This window comes from Chitinimonas viridis (assembly GCF_030409555.1).
Classification (GTDB): Bacteria; Pseudomonadota; Gammaproteobacteria; order Burkholderiales; family Chitinimonadaceae; genus Chitinimonas; species Chitinimonas viridis.
In genome coordinates, this window is the sequence record NZ_JAUFPU010000018.1 from 802,034 (window position 1) to 818,451 (window position 16,418).

The window sequence follows — 16,418 nt, forward strand, 5'->3', positions numbered from 1 at the left end:
CGACACGCCATGCCTCCCTGCGCTGCCGGGCGGCAGCGTGTCGCGGTTTTAAGCTGCCGTTCAGCTTGCGCTCAGTTAACCATTAGCATACTCCGCGGCTCGCACGCCGCTGATCGTCCCGTAAAGAAGGAACCCGAGCTTGGAAGCCACCCTCACCACCGATGAATTGTCCATCTTCAGCCTGATAGGCAACGCCAGCATAGTGGTGCAGATCGTGATGGCGATACTGCTGCTGATGTCCCTGCTGTCGTGGTGGCATATCTTCGTCAAATGGTTTGGCCTGCGTAATGCCGCCAGCAAGACCGACAGCTTCGAGACTTCCTTCTGGGGCGGTTCGGATCTCAACACCCTGTACCAGCAGGTCAGCCGCGACAACAACAGCGCCGGCATGGAAAAGATCTTCGAGGCCGGCTTTGCCGAGTTTCTCAAGCTGCGCCGGCAGAACGGCCACGATATGGGCGCCCTGATGGAAGGCACCCGCCGCGCCATGAAGGCCGCCTGCCAGCGCGAGGTGGACAGGCTGGACGCCCACACCAATTTCCTTGCCACCGTGGGCTCCATCTCCCCCTATGTGGGCCTGCTGGGTACCGTCTGGGGCATCATGAATGCCTTCCGGGGCTTGGCCAACGTGGGCCAGGCCACCCTGTCGCACGTGGCGCCAGGGATTGCCGAGGCGCTGGTGGCCACAGCCATTGGCCTGTTTGCCGCCATTCCGGCCGTGGTGGCCTACAACCGCTTCTCGCATGATGTAGACCGCCTGGCCAACCGCTTCGACAGCTTTATCGAAGAGTTCAGCAATATCCTGCAACGGCAGGCCACCAAATGACGCACCAACTGCCGCAAACCCTGCTGCGCCTGGCCCTGCTGCTGATACTGGCGGCCACTTCGCTGGCGGCACAGGCCAAGGTGTTCCTGTGGGAAGCGGAGCGCGATGGCCAGCGTATCTGGCTGCTGGGCTCCATCCACCTGGGCCGCGCCGATCTCTACCCCCTGCCCGCTGCCATTGAGGCGGCCTACAAGGAAGCCGACACCCTGGCGGTGGAGGCCGATATCAGCGACCCGGTGGCATTCGTGCCGCTGACCGCCATGGCCATGCTGCCGGCCGAGCAAAGCCTGGGCAGCATGCTGAGCCCGGCGCAGAACCGCCAGCTCAACCAGGCCCTGGCCCGCGTCAACCTGCCACGCGTGGCGGCAGACCGGATGAAGCCCTGGCTGCTGGCGCTGACCCTGGGTGTGCTGGAGATGCAGCGCCTGGGCTTTCAGCCCCAGAACGGCATAGACATGCACTTTCTGCAGCGCGCCCGTAGCGATCGCAAGAAGGTGCTGGAGCTGGAATCCGTCAAGGCCCAGTTCGAGCTGTTCGACAGCCTGACGCAGGAAGAAAGTCTGAATTTTCTGCTCAGCACCCTGGAGCCCATCAACAAGCAGCAGCTCAAGCCCATGCTGGAAGCCACCATGTCGGCCTGGCAGCGTGGCGACGCCAATGCCCTGCGCCGGGTGATTGATGACGCCATGCCCAACGACCCGCTGAGTCGCCGCCTGAACGACAAGCTGCTGGGTCAACGCAACCGCACCATGGCCGACAAGATTGCCAGCATGGCCGCCGCCCGCCCGCCGCTGGTGGTGGTGGGTGCCGGCCACCTGGCCGGCGACGACAGTGTGCTGGAACTGTTGAAGACCCGCGGTTTCCGTATCAAACAATATTGAGCTACCACCGCCCCGGCGCATGAGCAGCCAGGGCAGTTGGTCAGGAAGAAGGTGTACATATGGCCAGACGACAACGCCGCGCCAAGGCTGAAATCAACGTCGTGCCCTATATCGACGTGATGCTGGTATTGCTGGTCATCTTCATGGTGGCCACCCCCATGATGCAGCCTGGCGTCGTCAATCTGCCCTCGGTGGACAAAGCCGACCGAGCCTTGGACGTCAAGCCTCTGCGGGTGGAAGTCAGCCGTGATGAATTGATGACGCTGGAAGATGCGGGCAAGTCCGACAAGCTGGCCACCACCGACGACCTGATCGCTGCGGTGAAGGCCAGAACCGTGGCGCAGGCGCGACCGGTATTGATCAGAGGTGACAAAGAAGTGCGATATGACGCTATCATTAAGGTGATGAACGCCTTGAAGAAGAGCGGCGTCGAGCGAGTGGGCCTGGAGGTCATGCCGGAACGATGAGCAGATCGGACCCGCGCGAAGAGCATCGCGCCCTCTCGTTTGTACTCGCCGTCACCATGCACGGCGTGATCGCCGCTCTGCTCTACTTTGGCGTGCAATGGCAAACCCAGCCTGCCGCACCAGTCGAGGTGGAGCTGTGGGCCGGTGCGCAGGAAGCCGTGCGAGAACCGCAAACCAAGCCACAGCCCAAACCTAGGGAGGTGACGCCCGAACCCGAGCCGGAACCCACCCCGGCCAAGCCCGACATACAGCTGGAGCCTGCCAAACCGCAGAAAAAACCGGAAAAGCCCAAGCCTGAACCCAAACCCGAACCGCCCAAACCCGTGGTCGAGCCCAGGAAGGTGGAGCCCAAGCCGGAGAAGAAACCCAACAAGGTGCTGCAGGAACTGGCCGGCAAGCTCGACAAACCACCGGTGGATGCCAGCGTCTCGCTCAATGCCCTGGCTGCTCGCCAACAGGCGGCCGAAGCCGGCGCCAAGGCCAGCGCCATGGAAGCCTACTACGCCCGCGTACGTAATCTGATACGCCGCAATATGAACTACCCCGACGATCAGGCGGGGAACCCGGAGGCCGAGTTCAGTGTCACCTTACTGCCGGATATGTCGGTGCTGAGCGCCGAACTGAGCAAATCCAGTGGCAATGCGGCTTTCGATGAAGCGGCCAAACGCGCCATTCTGCGTACCAGCCAGTACCCAACCCTGCCGGCCGGGGTCGATTTCTCCAGCCTGCGCAAACACAAGCTGAAATTCCGTCTGCGTGATGCCTAGTCCCTGTTATGAACCTGCCTACGTTTTCCGCCAGTAGCACGACTACGGCAGCGCATTGCCTACCCCACCCCAGGCGCGCACGCCTGAGCCGGTGCGGCGTACTGGCAGCCACCTTGCTGGCCCTAGGGTTGGCGGGCTGTGCCAAGCCCAGCGCCCCACCGCCGGTCGAGGCGCCCACCCCTGTGGTCAGCCCAGCGCCGGCACCAGTGGTGGCCACACCATCGCGCGATGAGCTGCTGGCGCAGTATGTGGACAAAGTACGTCGCCTGATACGCAGCAAGATGGTCTACAAAGGCAAGACTGGCAACCCCGATGCCCTGTTCGAAGTCACCCTGCAGCCCGACATGCGCATCCAGGCCGTACGCCGCGTCAGCTCCAGTGGCAACAAGGCTTTTGACCAGGCGGTGCAACGTGCCATACAAAAAGCGGGCAGCTACCCGCCCCTGCCCGAGGGGCTGGAGTTTTCCCTGTTCATGACCCACAAGATCAAATATCGACTCAATGACCTGCGCTAATCCACTCCGCTACCTTGCCACCCTGCTGCTGGCCTGTTGCGCCCTGAGCAGCCGGGCCGATATCACCATAGACGTGACCGGCACCGGGACACGCCAGTTCCCGGTTGCCATCGGCACCCTGTCCGGCGAGGCCGTGCTGAAGGAGCCGCTGACCGCCATCATCCGCGCCGACCTGGCCGGCAGTGGCCGCTTCAAGCTGGTAGAGACCGGCACCACCCCGCCGGTCGAGTCGCCGGTGGCGGCCGAACTGGCCGACTGGAAAGCCCGTGGCGCCGATGCCCTGAGTAGCGGCACGGTGCAACTGGCTGCCGACGGCAGCGCCGTGATACGGCTGCGGCTGCACGATACCGTGACCCAGAAGCCGATTGCCGGCTTTGAGGTACGGGCCCGGGCCAGCGAGCTGCGCGGCGTGGCCCACCAGCTGGCCGACCAGATCTATGAAGCGCTGACTGGTGAGCGCGGCGTGTTTGCCACTCGCATTGCCTATGTGCTCAAGCAGGGCAAGCGCTACTCGCTGCAGGTGGCCGATGCCGATGGCCACAATACCCAGACGGTGATGGCCTCGAACGAGCCCATCATGTCGCCGGTGTGGTCCATGGACGGCAGCAAGCTGGCCTATGTCAGCTTCGAGCGCAAGAAGGCCATCGTCTTCGTGCAGGATCTGCTGAGCGGCGCCCGCCGCCCGGTCGCCGCCTTCAAGGGCAGCAACAGCGCCCCGGCCTTCTCCCCCGATGGCGGTACCCTGGCGGTGACCCTGACCATAGACGGTATTTCGCAGATCTATCTGGTGGATGCCAGCGGCAGCGGTTCGCCCCGCCGGCTGACCCGGAGCAGCGCCATCGATACCGAGCCCACCTTCTCGCCAGATGGCCGCACCATCGCCTTCACCTCGGACCGGGGAGGCAGCCCGCAGATCTACACCGTGCCGGTAGGCGGCGGCGAGCCACAGCGCCTGACCTTCGACAGCAGCTACAACGTCTCGCCGGCTTTCTCGCCCGATGGCAAATCGCTTACCTATATCCGCCGCGATGAAGGCCGCTTTGTGGTCGCCTCCATGGACCTGGCCTCGCGCCAGAGCCTTACGCTCAGCCAGGGCAGCTACGACGAATCGCCGAGCTTTGCCCCCAATGGCAAGCTGATTCTTTACGCCAGCGAGACCGGCAACCGAGGCACGTTGGGCACGGTGTCCAGCGACGGCCAGACTCGCCAGCGCCTGTCGGCCAACGGCGATGCCCGTGAGCCGGCCTGGGGGCCCTACATCGGGCAAATTGCCGTGACTCGACTATCCTCAAACCCATAATCCCTATCACCACAACATGATGAAATATTTCAGCCAGGAGATCGCCATGAAGAAAACCCTCGCCAGCCTCACGCTCGTTGGCCTGCTTGCCGCCTGTGCCAGCACCACCCCCGCACCGGTCGAGAACAAGGCCCCGGATGCGACGCCTACGCCTAGCACCAACAACAGCAATACCAGCACCCAGCCAGTGCAGCCCAGCCAGGGTAGCAAGCTGGATCCGCTGAATGACCCGGCCAGCATGCTGTCCAAGCGCGGTGTGTACTTCGATTACGACAAGTATGATGTCCGTGCCGACCAGCAAGCCCTGGTCGAGGCCCACGGCCGCTACCTGGCCGCCAATCCCGGCCGCTCGGTGCGGGTGGAAGGCAATGCCGACGAGCGCGGCAGCCGTGAATACAACCTGGCCCTGGGCCAGAAGCGTGCCGAAGCCGTGCGCAAGGCCCTGAGCGTGGTCGGCGCCAAGGACGGCCAGATCGAAGCCACCAGCAATGGCGAAGAGAAGCCCCGCGCCACCGACAAGGACGAGGCCAGCTACGCTGAGAACCGTCGCGCCGACATGGTCTACAACGGCGAGTAATCCCCCCGGGGGCTGGCCTGCCAGCCCCCGTCTGTTTCCCCACCCCGTGTCCGCACGGGGTTTTGCATGACAGGATGACAACGATGCAGATGCGGCTTCTTTCCCTAGCCCTGCTGTCGGCCCTGGCCCTACCGGCCCAGGCCGGGCTGTTCGATGACGACGAAGCCCGCAAGCAGATTGCCGAAGTGCGCAACCAGGCTGAGGCCAAGCTGACGGCAGTGAATGAGCGGGTAGACCAGCTCGACAGCCGCAGCAGCCAGAAGCTGGTTGAGATTACCGGCCAGTTGAGCGAGCTGAGCCAGCAGATAGCCCAGCTGCGCGGCCAGCTGGAGGTGATCACCTTTAATCTGCAAGGTCTGCAGAAGCGCCAGCAGGACCTATACGTCGACCTCGATACCCGCTTGCGCAATATCGAGGAAGGCAAGACCAAGCCGCTGACAGCGAGTGCCGAAGCGCAGAATGCCGCGCTGGAAGCCGAGGCGGCCAGCGCCTATGAGGCGGCCTACAACCAGTACCGCGAAGGCAAGCTCAAGCCTGCCATCGAGGCCCTGGGCAGTATCAGCAGCAAATACGCCACCAGCCAAGTCGCACCCAATGCCCTGTTCTGGCTAGGCATGGCCCAGGCACAGGCCGGCAGCATAGCGGCGGCCCAGCTCAGCTGGCGCAAGCTGGTCGATGCCTACCCGGAGCATGCCAAGTCACCCGATGCACTGCGGGCCATCGCCAGCGTGCAACTGGAAAAAGGCGACAAGAAGGGCGCTGCCCGTACGCTGAAAGAACTGACCGCCAGCTACCCTGGCACCGAAGCGGCCAAGGAAGCAGAAAAGCAGCTCAAGAAACTGTAAGAGCCTGCTCAAGTAAGCGCCTGCCATGGTGCAAGGTGACGGAATGCATGGGCGCCAGGGCAACCCTGGTGCCGGGCGTCAGCTCAGCCGGAATCTGTAGGCGCCCCCTGATTGAACCCCCACCGCTGCGACGGAAGCCCACCTTGCACGCAGCGTGGCGGGCGCCTCGCTGGCGCTCGCCATCATTTTGAATTAGCTTCCGCTGTTCAATTTTTAAGTTCATAACAGGCGCCTAAGGACTGTTTGCCATGACTGCACGTACCGAGCTGTACCCGGCCATCGAACCCCATCGCCATGGCATGCTGCCGCTGGATGCACGACACACCATGTATTGGGAAGAATCAGGGAACCCCGACGGGGTGCCGGTGCTGTTCCTGCACGGCGGGCCTGGTGCTGGCGCAGGGGCCAAGCATAGGCAGTTCTTTGATCCGGCCTACTACCGCATCGTCATCTTCGACCAGCGAGGTGCCGGCCGCTCCACGCCGCTGGGCGAGCTGCAGGACAACACTACCCAGCACCTGATTGCCGATATCGAGCAGCTGCGCACCACCCTGGGGGTGGAGCGCTGGCTGGTATTCGGCGGTTCCTGGGGCTCCACCCTGGCGCTGGCCTATGGCGAGGCCCATCCCGAGCGTTGCCTGGGCTTTGTGCTGCGCGGCGTGTTTCTGTGCCGGCCATGGGAGATAGACTGGTTCATGCGCGGCATGCGGCAGTTCTTCCCCGAGGCCTGGGACCGCTTCGCAAGCTATCTGCCAAATGACGAGCGCGGCGACCTGCTGGGCAACTACCACCGCCGCCTCAACGACCCCGCGCACAGTGTGCATATGCCCGCCGCCCGCATCTGGAGCGTCTATGAGGGTGAATGCGCCACCCTGTTCCCTGATCCGGCGGTGCAGGCCAACTACGGCAGCGACACGGTCGCCCTTGGGGTGGGCCGCATCGAGGCGCACTACTTCGTCAACCGCATCTTCCTGCCCGAAAACGACCTGCTAGCTCAGGTAGGCCGCATCCAGCATCTGCCCATGATTACCGTGCAAGGGCGCTACGACGTGCTGTGCCCGCCAGTCTCGGCCTGGGAGCTGCACCAGGCCTGGCCGGGCTCGGAACTGACCATTGTGCAGGATGCCGGCCATTCGGCCTGGGAGCCGGGCATCACCCGTGGCCTGGTCACTGCCTGCGAAGCGATGAAGACCCGGATGGCGACCAGCGTTTGATGGCCGGGGCCGGCTCACTTCGCCAGGCCGTGAGCTAAAGGCCTTAGGCTTGCCCGACCATCTTCATCGCTGCAGCTACTGCTGGGCAGCAAGTACACGGCGATTGCTTGAAGTAAGCCTTACCTTGCACCGCAGGTGCATTATCCCAAGCCTCTCATCTTGTCCTGTCGCAGGGGCGAGGCGAGAGGCTTTTGGCAGCCCGCCAGGAAGGCAGCTACCTGACGAAACACGGCAGCTAGTGCCGGCATATGTCAAATGGGTAGGATATATGCGAGCAAGAAGATGTCCTTGCTTTGTGCATTTTCACGGTTTGCGTTGTGCTGGCATGCTAATTGACTAGCTGCATCCTCCCGCTGTGGCTGGGTACCGATGATGACCTGTCATCGCGGCTCGCCAGCGTCGATGAGGACACCCATGACTTACCTGCAACGCCCTATCCGCCGCGCGCTGCTGGCATCCCTGATTGCCACCGCATTTCAGGCGCCCGCCATGGCTTTCGAGTGCCAGACACCGATGTATGCCAAGAGCGGCCGGCTCTGCCTGCCGGCGGTGAACGTCAGCGCCGGCAGCTGGGTGGATCAGTACGATGCCTTGCTGACACTGGTGCCAGGGAGCGACCCCATGCGGTTCAGGCTGGAGCAGGGCAACCTGACCACCGACCGCCCCGGCATGGCAGTGCTCAATCTGCATGATGGCAGGTTGCTGATACCGGCGCTGTCGGTGGACCTGGGCAGTGGCTTGCAGGTGATGGAGGCCGAGCTGGCGCTGCTGGCTGGGGTGGAGCCAATAGAATTTGTACTGTCCAACGCCAAGGCCGGGCCCTTGGTGCCGAACCCGGCCGAGATCGCCATTCAGGATGGCAAGCTGTTGCTGCCCGATGTGGTGACCACGCTGGGCGAAAAAGGCGCGGTGCGGCGACTACGTGGCGTGTTTGCGGCCAGCAGCGAGAGCGGCGTGCTCAAGCTGCGCCTGCTCGATCATGGCGAGGCCACAACCACCAGCCGCCCGGCGCTCTATTCGGTGGCCGACGGCAATCTGGTGGTGCCGGCTATGCGGCTGGACGGCAAGCTGGTGCGCGCCCTGTTTGCACCCGACCGCGAGGGCTGGACCCTGCACGCCAGCACCGAACTGACCGAGCCCCAGCCTGGCGGGGGTGAAGGCGGCGGAGACGGGGATGGTGGCGGCACGGGAGGCGGCACCGGCGGAGGGAACGGCGGGGGCACGGGTAGCGGTGAGCCCAATCCGGCCAGCTTTCTCAGCACCCCCAGGCTGGGGGCACATGATGTCGATGCTGGCGGTAAACCGCGCAGCCTGCGCAATGATCTCAAAGGGAGCCTCACTGCCATGGTGCAGTTTGGCCAGAGCCACACCATACAGCCCCAGGGCAATCGTGCGCTGAATCTGCCTACGCTGGTAGCCCAGCGGGCGGCCCTGCTGCTGGTCAGCCCGGCCAGCGAGGTCAAGTCGCTCAAGGTCAGGGTGACAATCAACGGCCAGGACAAAGGCAGTTACGCCCTCAAGCACCCTAACCTGATACCGCGTTCGGACTATGCCGACAATTCAGGACGGGAGGACGTGCTGTACTCGCGCCGGGCCTGGACAGTGACCCTGCCCTGGGAGCTGGTGCAGCCCGGCATGGCGCTGCAGTTCGAGGATGAGCAGGGACGCAGCGGCACCCTGGCGGCCGACCAGATCGAGATGGCAGCACCGGCCGAGATGGTGATACACAACCTGCGCCTGGGCATGCTGACCGATGCCCCGGTCAGCGACGACCATTACATGCTGACGCAACCGGCCAAGGCGGCAGCCGACTATTTTCAGACCGTGCCGCTGGCTCGCCTGACGCTGGCCCACTACGAGACCATGAAGCTAGACAAGGTCATGGTGGCGAGCGGGGAAATCTATACCACGGCCAGCAAGGACCAGGGCGGTACCTACGACGGAGACATGCGCGAGAACGTGGCCAAGGCCCAGGTCAGCACCGGTATCAATCTGGCGAACTTCGGCATAGCCAGCGCCCGCATGAATCAATCCAACCCGCATGTGTATAACCGCCGCACCCTGCACCATGCCCAGGGCCTGTACGCCAACGGCGTGCAAGGCCACGGCCTGAGCGGCGGCAATGGCATGGCCACCCTCTACAGCTCCTGGGGCAATGAGCTGAGCCATGAGCTGGGGCACTCCTATGAGCTGGGCCACTACCCAGGGGCCGATTTCTCCGACCCGGTCACCGACCAGAAGCTGATGCACGCCTCCCACCATAGCGAAAGCGGCTGGGGCTATATCGCCTATCGTGACCGCATGCGCGCCAACCTGCACTGGGGCTGGGCTTATGGCGATGGCAAATCCGACATCAATGGCAAACCCTTCGGCCAGAGCTTCGCCGGCCTCTACCTCTACAACCGCGACGCCATGGCGGGTGGCGAAGTGGTGAGCGCGTTGTCCCGCTACACTCATCACACCGGTTATAGCGCCCTGCGCATACAGGATCACCTGACGCTGGAACGCTATCGCTACCCCAGCCATGTCGCCCGCCCGGTGCCCGATGCTAGCTACCCCAGCGGCTACAAGAGCTGGAGCGTAGCACTGGGCAAGTACATCGATACCCGCCAGGCCAACCCGGCATTCAACTACCTGGCACCCAGCAAGGTGGGCGTACCGGTGTTTACCCTGCTGGGCGGCTACAACCCGGCCAATGCCGCGCAAAACCTCATCTATCCGGCTTTCCGCAGCAACTACGGCAACGTCTTCAAGCTGCCGGAGCCGGATCTGAATGCCGCGTCGCGCCAATGCTGGATGGCCATCAGCTACCGTGATGGCAAGCTGCAGCGGGTCAATCTCGACCCCAGCGATGGTGTCAAACAGTTCCAGATCAATCTGGAGGAAGCCGCCGCCCCGACCGATGCCAGGCTCACCTGCCGCCAGGCCGGCCAGGATACCGTGCTGTTCCGTCAGTCCATTCCTACCGGCCTGCCCGCCATGCCCGCCCCGGCGATCGTGGGGCAGGAGGCCGGCTATGAAGTGCTGCGCAAGCAGGAGATGGCCGAGCTGGATGGCCAACTGCAGGCGCTGGCAGGACAAGCTGTCCCCTTGTTGCCCGCAGAAGCCGCCACCAAGCTGGCCGGCTGGGGCAACCAGTTGCAGGGCCTGGGCGCCAATGCCGGCAAAGTGGCCGAGCGCATTGCCGCCCAGCGGGCTGCAGCCCAGGAAATCGATGCCTTCCTCAATCGCTATCGTACCGAACTGGACCAAGGCAGCCAGGACCACAAGCGCCAGCTGGCCGAGCTGCTACGCCGCACCGGCCTGGCCGAAGGCAGCGAACGTCTGCTGCCCCAGGGTGGACGGCTGACGGTGTACGGCGGCAAATGTCTCAAGCTCGACACTGCAGCCTATCCACCGCTGCCTGTCACCGTCCCCGCCGCCAGCTGCAGCAATGAGGCTGAGCAGCAATGGTTCAGCGATGCCCGTGGCGCCATCCACAACCGTGCCCGGCCCGAGCTATGCCTGAGCAGCGACGGCAGCTGGGCCAAGGCCGTGACCATGGCGCCATGCAGCCTGGCGGCTACCGGCCAAATCTGGCGACAGCAGGCAGACGGCCATATCCAGTACGGCCCCAACACTGGGCGGGTGCTGGATCTGGCTACCGGCCCCAACCATCTGGTGTTGTACTCTCAGCACAGCGGCAGCAACCAACTGTTCAGCGCCCTGCCCGTCAGCGCCAGCGCGGCGGTGGTGCTGCTACCAAGCGAGCAGATTGCCCGCCTGTATGGCTTGCGCATGGATTGAGCACGGCCAAAAGCAAGACGGCCCTGCAGGGGCCGTCTTGTAGGCAGTCTATTGGCGATACGGTCTAGACCACTTCCTCCACCCACAGCAAGGCCTCTATCTGTGCCCGGTTGGCTTCGGATTTGCTGACGCCGGCAGCAGCGAACAGCTTGGGGTCTTCCGGCAGGTCGCCGTCTTCGCAGGCCAGTGCCAGCGCCAGCAAGGGGCCGAAGCGGCCTTCCTGGGTGAGCAGGGCCTGGTTGATCTGGTCGGGCAGGTTCAGCTTCTCCACGATCTTTTCCATGGGCTGGCGCAGCAGTGCATCGAGCATGGAGAACATGCCGGTGGTGAACAGCTGGTCCAGTTCCTCGCGCTTGAACTGCTTGGCGCCCAGGGTTTCCATGATGCGGCCCCGTAGCAGGGCGGTTTCCAGTAGCAGGCTGTGGTCGCCTTCCTGCCGCTCATGGCTGAACAGCAGCAGGGTCAGCCAGCGGTAGAGCTGCTTGTGGCCCAGCACGATCATGGCGCGGTCCAGTGTCTCCACCTTGGCCAGCAGGCCGGCGCCGGGCGAGTTGACATAGCGCAGCAGCTTGAAGCTGAGCATGGGGTCGTACTTCATGGCGTTGGCGATCACCGGTGGCTCTGCCTCGGCGCGTACCAGGTTCAGCACCTCAAGCAGCCGCAGATAGCTGGCATCCACGGCATCAGCCTCGGATAGCTCCTTGCGGCGCAGGTAGCTGCCTTGCAGATAGTGCACCTGCAACTGGCGGCAGACCTGCAGTTCCTCGAAGAAATGAATGTCGCCCACCAGCAACTCGGCGTCCGGCGCGGCATTGGCTGTGGCCGAAATGATCTTGGACAGCTCGGTGACGTCCTTATCGGACACCGACAGCTTGTGGTAATCGGCCATCTGGAACAGGGGGATCAGAGCCGCATCCAGGGGGAAATTGTCGAAGCCCAGCTGGAAGCCATGGTCCTTGAGAGCCTGCAGCATCTCGATATGTTCGAGCGCATCCTGAAAGAACTCGGCATTGTAGTGCAGCATGAGCACGAAGCGGCCCTTGGGCAGCTTGGCCAGCAGGGGGCTGTCCAGCGCCCAGACCGAGACTTCCAGGAAGATGCGCTTGGCACCGAAGGGCTTGGTGGATTCCTCGGCCAGGAAATTGCGCAGCAGCACCTCGTCGTACAGCTTCCAGACCGAGTGCGCCATCTTGTCCTTGCGCTTGAGCACACTGTCGCGCAGGCGGAAGTCATAACCTACCACCTTGAGTTCGCGATCCAGCACGATTTCCCGCTGCAGCATAGTCTCGGTAGGAACACCTGCCACGAAACCAGCCTGCCCCGGTGCCGCGCCCAAGGCACTGGTGGCCGGTGTGACGGTGTTGGGCGAAGTACGTGCAGCCTGGGCGGCGGGAGTAGGCGGGGGAGGCGTTTCCTCGCCACCGAACAGCTTTTTGATCAGCCCGAAGACCATATGTAGCCTGCCATTTCGTGTGGATTCATACCCTGTCGTTCATCAGGATAGACCGAGAAATGTGCCGCCCCCAAGGTGTTGCAGTGCAAGGTGGCTGTTTTTTATGGGGCGATGGGCCAGTGCAAGGACGGGTGCCGCGGCGCCAGCCACGACAGCGCACGCCCTGCCTTGGCCACTGGGTGGCCGTCGGCAAGGCGGTGGTACTTAGAGCGGCTAACAAAACCCTTCTGGCGTCGTTGTGCGAGCTTGCCGTACCCAAGTACTGCCATCGCACGCACGCCTAGCCAGAACCGCTACGCTGGGTTTTGTTAGCCGCTCTTACTGCTGAGGCGGAGCGGGATCAGCCTGTCAGTTTTTCCAGCGCTTCGCGGTACTTGGCCGCGGTTTTCTCGCCTACTTCGACCGGCAGGGCGGGCGCAGGCGGGGTCTTGTTCCACCCGGTGGTTTCCAGCCAGTCGCGCACGAACTGCTTGTCGTAGCTGGGTGGGTTGCTGCCGGGCTGGTATTGGTCGGCCGGCCAGAATCGGCTGGAATCCGGTGTCAGCGCCTCGTCCATCAGGGTTAATGTGCCGTCGGCATCCAGGCCGAACTCGAACTTGGTGTCGGCGATGATGATGCCACGGGTGGCAGCATACTCACTGGCAGCCAGGTAGAGCTTGATGGCGGTATCACGCACCTGGGCGGCCAGCTCGGCGCCCACCAGCTCGCTCATCTGCTCGAAGGAGATGGGCTCGTCATGGTCGCCCACGGCCGCCTTGGTGGAAGGGGTGAAGATGGGCTCGGGCAGCTTCTGGGCCTCGACCAGCCCGGCGGGCAGGGTGATACCGCTGACCTTGCCCGTGGCCTTGTAATCCTTCCAGCCGCCACCGACGATATAGCCGCGCACCACGGCTTCCACCGGCACGGGTTTGAGGCGCTTGCATACCACGGCGCGGCCTTCGACCTGCGGCAGGTCCTCGGCGCTGACCATGTCCTCCGGCTTGTCGCCGGTGAAGTGGCTGGGCACCAGGTGCTTGAGCTTGTCGAACCAGAAGTTGGAGATGGCGGTCAGTATCTTGCCCTTGGCCGGGATGGGCTCGTTGAGGATGACATCGAAGGCCGACAGGCGATCGGTGGCGATCATCAGCATGCGCTGCTCGTCGATCTCGTACAGATCGCGCACCTTGCCGCTGTAGATCTTCTTCAGGCTCTTGAGATTGGTTTGGGTCAGGCCGTCCATGCTGGCGCTCCTAGGTCAGATGTTTCAGTGCTTCCCGCCGCGACAGGGGCGAGAGCGGGGTGTTGGTGACGAAGACACGTACTGCGTCTGCATCGGTATAGGCATATTCGCGCAGCGCCCAGCCTATGGCCTTGCGGATGAAGAACTCGGTATCGGCCGCGTTGGCCGCGCAGTAATGGAACAGCCGGCGGCTGTCGGTATCCTGCTTCCAGCCCAGTTGGTGCAGGATGGCCACCCGCCGCAGCCAGTGGTCAGGCACGCCGGCCAGTTGATCCATGCGGGCCTGCAGCTTGCGATGGCGGTGTACCAGCCCGCCGACAACCCAGGACGCCAGGCCATCCACCGTATCCCACCAGGGCTTACTGCTGGCCAGGGCTTCCAGTGCCGGCAGGCTGTCGGCATCCAGCTGCTTGCCGTGCTTGTCGAGCAGGTCTACCGCTACATACTGGAATTCTCGCTCGGGCTGATCCCACAAGGCCTGCGCCAATGCCAGCAAGGCGGTGGCATCCAGCTCGGCCGCCTCGCGGATAAAGCTGGCACTGGCCTTGCGCCGCGCAGGTGTGGGGACGCCCAGGAAATCGAACTGCTCGCGCATATAGGCGCGCATGGCGGGTGCGCGCTCGGGCTGGGCGCTGGCTGCCAGTGCACTGCGCAGCGCTGCCAGCCCGGTGTTCATGTGCCCAGGGTGTCCTTGAGCGCCTCGGCCTGTTCCAACGCTCCAGCGGCGGTGTCGGCCAGCACGCAGTAGTGGCCCATCTTGCGGCCAGGGCGGGCCTCACGCTTGCCGTAGAGGTGCAGGTGGGCATTGGGCGCCTGCATCAGCACGGCCCAGTTGGGCTCGCCGCCATCGTCCTGCCACACATCGCCCAGCAGATTGACCATCACCACCGGCGACAGCAGGTCGGTGCGGCCCGGGTGCAGGCCGCACATGGCGCGCACTTGCTGCTCGTACTGGCTGGTGACGCAGGCATCGATGGTGTAGTGGCCGGAATTATGCGGCCGGGGGGCGATTTCGTTGATGACCAGTTCGCCACCGTCGAGCACAAAGAACTCCACCGCCAGCACGCCGATGTAATCCAGGGCCTCGGCCAGTTGCCGGGCCATCTGTTGGGCCTGGGCGGCCAGTGCAGCATCCACCTGGGCAGGCACGATGCTGACATCGAGTATGCCCTTGGCGTGGCGATTCTCGGCCACCGGGAAGACGGCCACCTCGTGCGGATTGCTGCGGGTGACGATGGCCGAGACTTCGCAGGCCAGCGGCAGCATTTTCTCCAGCACGCAGGGCTGCCCACCCAGGTCGGCATAGGCCGCACGGGCTTCCACGGCAGTCGCGACCCGGACCTGGCCCTTGCCATCGTAGCCCAGCCGGGCGGTCTTGAGTATGCCGGGCAGGTAGGGTGCCAGGTCGTGGTTGAGGTCTTCCACGGTCTCCAGCGCCAGATAGGGCGCGGTCGCAAGGCCAGCCTTGCGTATCCAGGCTTTTTCCTGGATGCGGTCCTGGGCGATGGCCAGGCAATCGCCCGAGGGGCTGACCGGCACATGCTGGGCCAGCCAGCGCATGGAATCGGCGTTGACGTTCTCGAATTCGGTGGTGATGGCAGCGCAGGTCTCAGCCAGCTCCTTGAGGGCAGCGTGGTCGTTATAGGCGGCGCGCAGATGCACATCGGCAAACTCGGCTGCCGGGGCATTGCCATCGGGATCCAGCACGGTTACCCGGTAGCCCATGGTCTTGGCTGCCACGGTAAACATGCGGCCCAGTTGGCCGCCGCCCAGTATGCCCAGCATGGCGGGCGGCAGTATCGGCTTGTGGCTGGCCATGCTTACTCGACCTCGGGCAGGCTCATGGCCAGCACCGCATTCTTCTGCGTTTCGCGGAAGGTATTGAGGGCGGCGCGCAGCTCAGGCAACTCGTTGGCCAGCAGGGCCACGGCAAACAGGCCGGCATTGGCCGCACCGGCTTCGCCTATGGCAAAGGTGGCCACGGGTATGCCCTTGGGCATCTGCACGATGGACAGCAGCGAATCTTCGCCACGCAGGTATTTGCTGGGGACAGGGACACCCAGTACCGGGACGGTGGTCTTGGCCGCCAGCATGCCAGGCAGGTGGGCTGCGCCGCCGGCACCGGCAATGATGGCCTTCAGGCCACGCGCCTCGGCCGCCTCTGCGTATTCATAGAGCAGATCCGGCGTACGGTGGGCGGAGACCACCCGTGCCTCGAAGGCAATGCCGAAGGCTTTGAGCTGGCGGGCAGCATGTTGCATGACTTCCCAGTCAGAATTGCTACCCATCACGAGGCCGACTTGGATCATCGGATAATCCCCTGTTTCAAAAAGTGGATTTTACAGAAATTCGGCTGGCCGCCAAAACCTTGATGCAACATGAAAAGTAGCGCTTGGAATATAGGCCGTATTCGCCATGGTGTACTGCCGCCGGGGGCATAGTAGGGCCTCTTTGTCCGGCATGCACGCGCGGGGTGACAAGCTGGGCGGGGCTGATGCGGTCACCGCCGCCTTTGGGGCCGCTAATCAGCCTGGAGGGTAGCGGCCAGCGGCCGTTGCGGGCATACCC

At 63.8% G+C, this 16,418-nt stretch carries 15 protein-coding genes; 10 read left to right on the top strand and 5 right to left on the bottom strand.

What is annotated here, in order from left to right; genetic code table 11:
* Positions 1-139 precede the first annotated feature (139 nt).
* The 10 genes from tolQ (at position 140) to QWZ03_RS16690 (ending at position 11,178) form a co-directional block, all read left to right on the top strand.
* A complete protein-coding gene (gene tolQ, locus QWZ03_RS16645; RefSeq protein WP_284195406.1) occupies positions 140-826 on the top strand; it encodes a protein TolQ in 687 nt (228 codons plus the stop codon).
* Positions 823-1,707: a TraB/GumN family protein gene (locus QWZ03_RS16650; RefSeq protein ID WP_290333746.1), complete on the top strand. Its 885-nt coding sequence runs from the start codon at positions 823-825 to the stop codon at positions 1,705-1,707. The genes tolQ and QWZ03_RS16650 overlap by 4 nt, the downstream gene beginning before the upstream one ends.
* A gap of 59 nt (positions 1,708-1,766) precedes the next feature.
* Positions 1,767-2,174, top strand: a complete 408-nt coding sequence (gene tolR, locus QWZ03_RS16655; RefSeq protein ID WP_284195408.1) for a protein TolR — start codon at positions 1,767-1,769, stop codon at positions 2,172-2,174.
* Complete coding sequence (locus QWZ03_RS16660) at positions 2,171-2,941, top strand: energy transducer TonB (RefSeq protein WP_290333747.1); 771 nt, start codon at positions 2,171-2,173, stop codon at positions 2,939-2,941. Before tolR ends, QWZ03_RS16660 begins: the two co-directional genes overlap by 4 nt.
* Positions 2,942-2,949: 8 nt before the next feature.
* Positions 2,950-3,456, top strand: a complete 507-nt coding sequence (locus QWZ03_RS16665) for an energy transducer TonB (RefSeq protein ID WP_290333748.1) — start codon at positions 2,950-2,952, stop codon at positions 3,454-3,456.
* Positions 3,443-4,756: a Tol-Pal system beta propeller repeat protein TolB gene (gene tolB, locus QWZ03_RS16670; protein ID WP_284195411.1), complete on the top strand. Its 1,314-nt coding sequence runs from the start codon at positions 3,443-3,445 to the stop codon at positions 4,754-4,756. Before QWZ03_RS16665 ends, tolB begins: the two co-directional genes overlap by 14 nt.
* A gap of 46 nt (positions 4,757-4,802) precedes the next feature.
* A complete protein-coding gene (pal, locus tag QWZ03_RS16675; protein ID WP_284195412.1) occupies positions 4,803-5,333 on the top strand; it encodes a peptidoglycan-associated lipoprotein Pal in 531 nt (176 codons plus the stop codon).
* 83 nt (positions 5,334-5,416) lie between these two features.
* Positions 5,417-6,178, top strand: coding sequence for a YbgF trimerization domain-containing protein (locus QWZ03_RS16680; protein ID WP_290333750.1), 762 nt, complete (start codon positions 5,417-5,419; stop codon positions 6,176-6,178).
* Positions 6,179-6,426: 248 nt separating this feature from the next.
* A complete protein-coding gene (gene pip / locus QWZ03_RS16685; RefSeq protein ID WP_290333751.1) occupies positions 6,427-7,392 on the top strand; it encodes a prolyl aminopeptidase in 966 nt (321 codons plus the stop codon).
* Between the two features lie 414 nt (positions 7,393-7,806).
* Positions 7,807-11,178 carry a M66 family metalloprotease gene (locus QWZ03_RS16690; protein WP_290333752.1) on the top strand — a complete coding sequence of 1,124 codons (3,372 nt, stop codon included), beginning with the start codon at positions 7,807-7,809 and terminating at the stop codon, positions 11,176-11,178.
* 64 nt (positions 11,179-11,242) lie between these two features.
* On the opposite strand, the gene QWZ03_RS16695 is transcribed toward QWZ03_RS16690, so the two are convergent.
* From QWZ03_RS16695 to purE, 5 genes are all read right to left on the bottom strand, one after another.
* Complete coding sequence (locus QWZ03_RS16695; protein WP_290333753.1) at positions 11,243-12,631, bottom strand: EAL and HDOD domain-containing protein; 1,389 nt, start codon at positions 12,629-12,631, stop codon at positions 11,243-11,245.
* A gap of 340 nt (positions 12,632-12,971) precedes the next feature.
* The gene (locus tag QWZ03_RS16700; RefSeq protein ID WP_290333754.1) at positions 12,972-13,850 is read right to left on the bottom strand and encodes a phosphoribosylaminoimidazolesuccinocarboxamide synthase; all 879 of its coding nucleotides are present in this window, start codon (positions 13,848-13,850) and stop codon (positions 12,972-12,974) included.
* A gap of 10 nt (positions 13,851-13,860) precedes the next feature.
* Positions 13,861-14,526 (bottom strand): DNA alkylation repair protein, encoded by a 666-nt coding sequence (locus tag QWZ03_RS16705; RefSeq protein WP_290333755.1) that lies wholly within the window; start codon positions 14,524-14,526, stop codon positions 13,861-13,863.
* The gene (locus QWZ03_RS16710; RefSeq protein WP_290333756.1) at positions 14,523-15,668 is read right to left on the bottom strand and encodes a 5-(carboxyamino)imidazole ribonucleotide synthase; all 1,146 of its coding nucleotides are present in this window, start codon (positions 15,666-15,668) and stop codon (positions 14,523-14,525) included. Before QWZ03_RS16710 ends, QWZ03_RS16705 begins: the two co-directional genes overlap by 4 nt.
* Before the next feature lie 2 nt (positions 15,669-15,670).
* Positions 15,671-16,159, bottom strand: a complete 489-nt coding sequence (gene purE / locus QWZ03_RS16715) for a 5-(carboxyamino)imidazole ribonucleotide mutase (protein WP_284195424.1) — start codon at positions 16,157-16,159, stop codon at positions 15,671-15,673.
* Between the last annotated feature and the right edge of the window lie 259 nt (positions 16,160-16,418).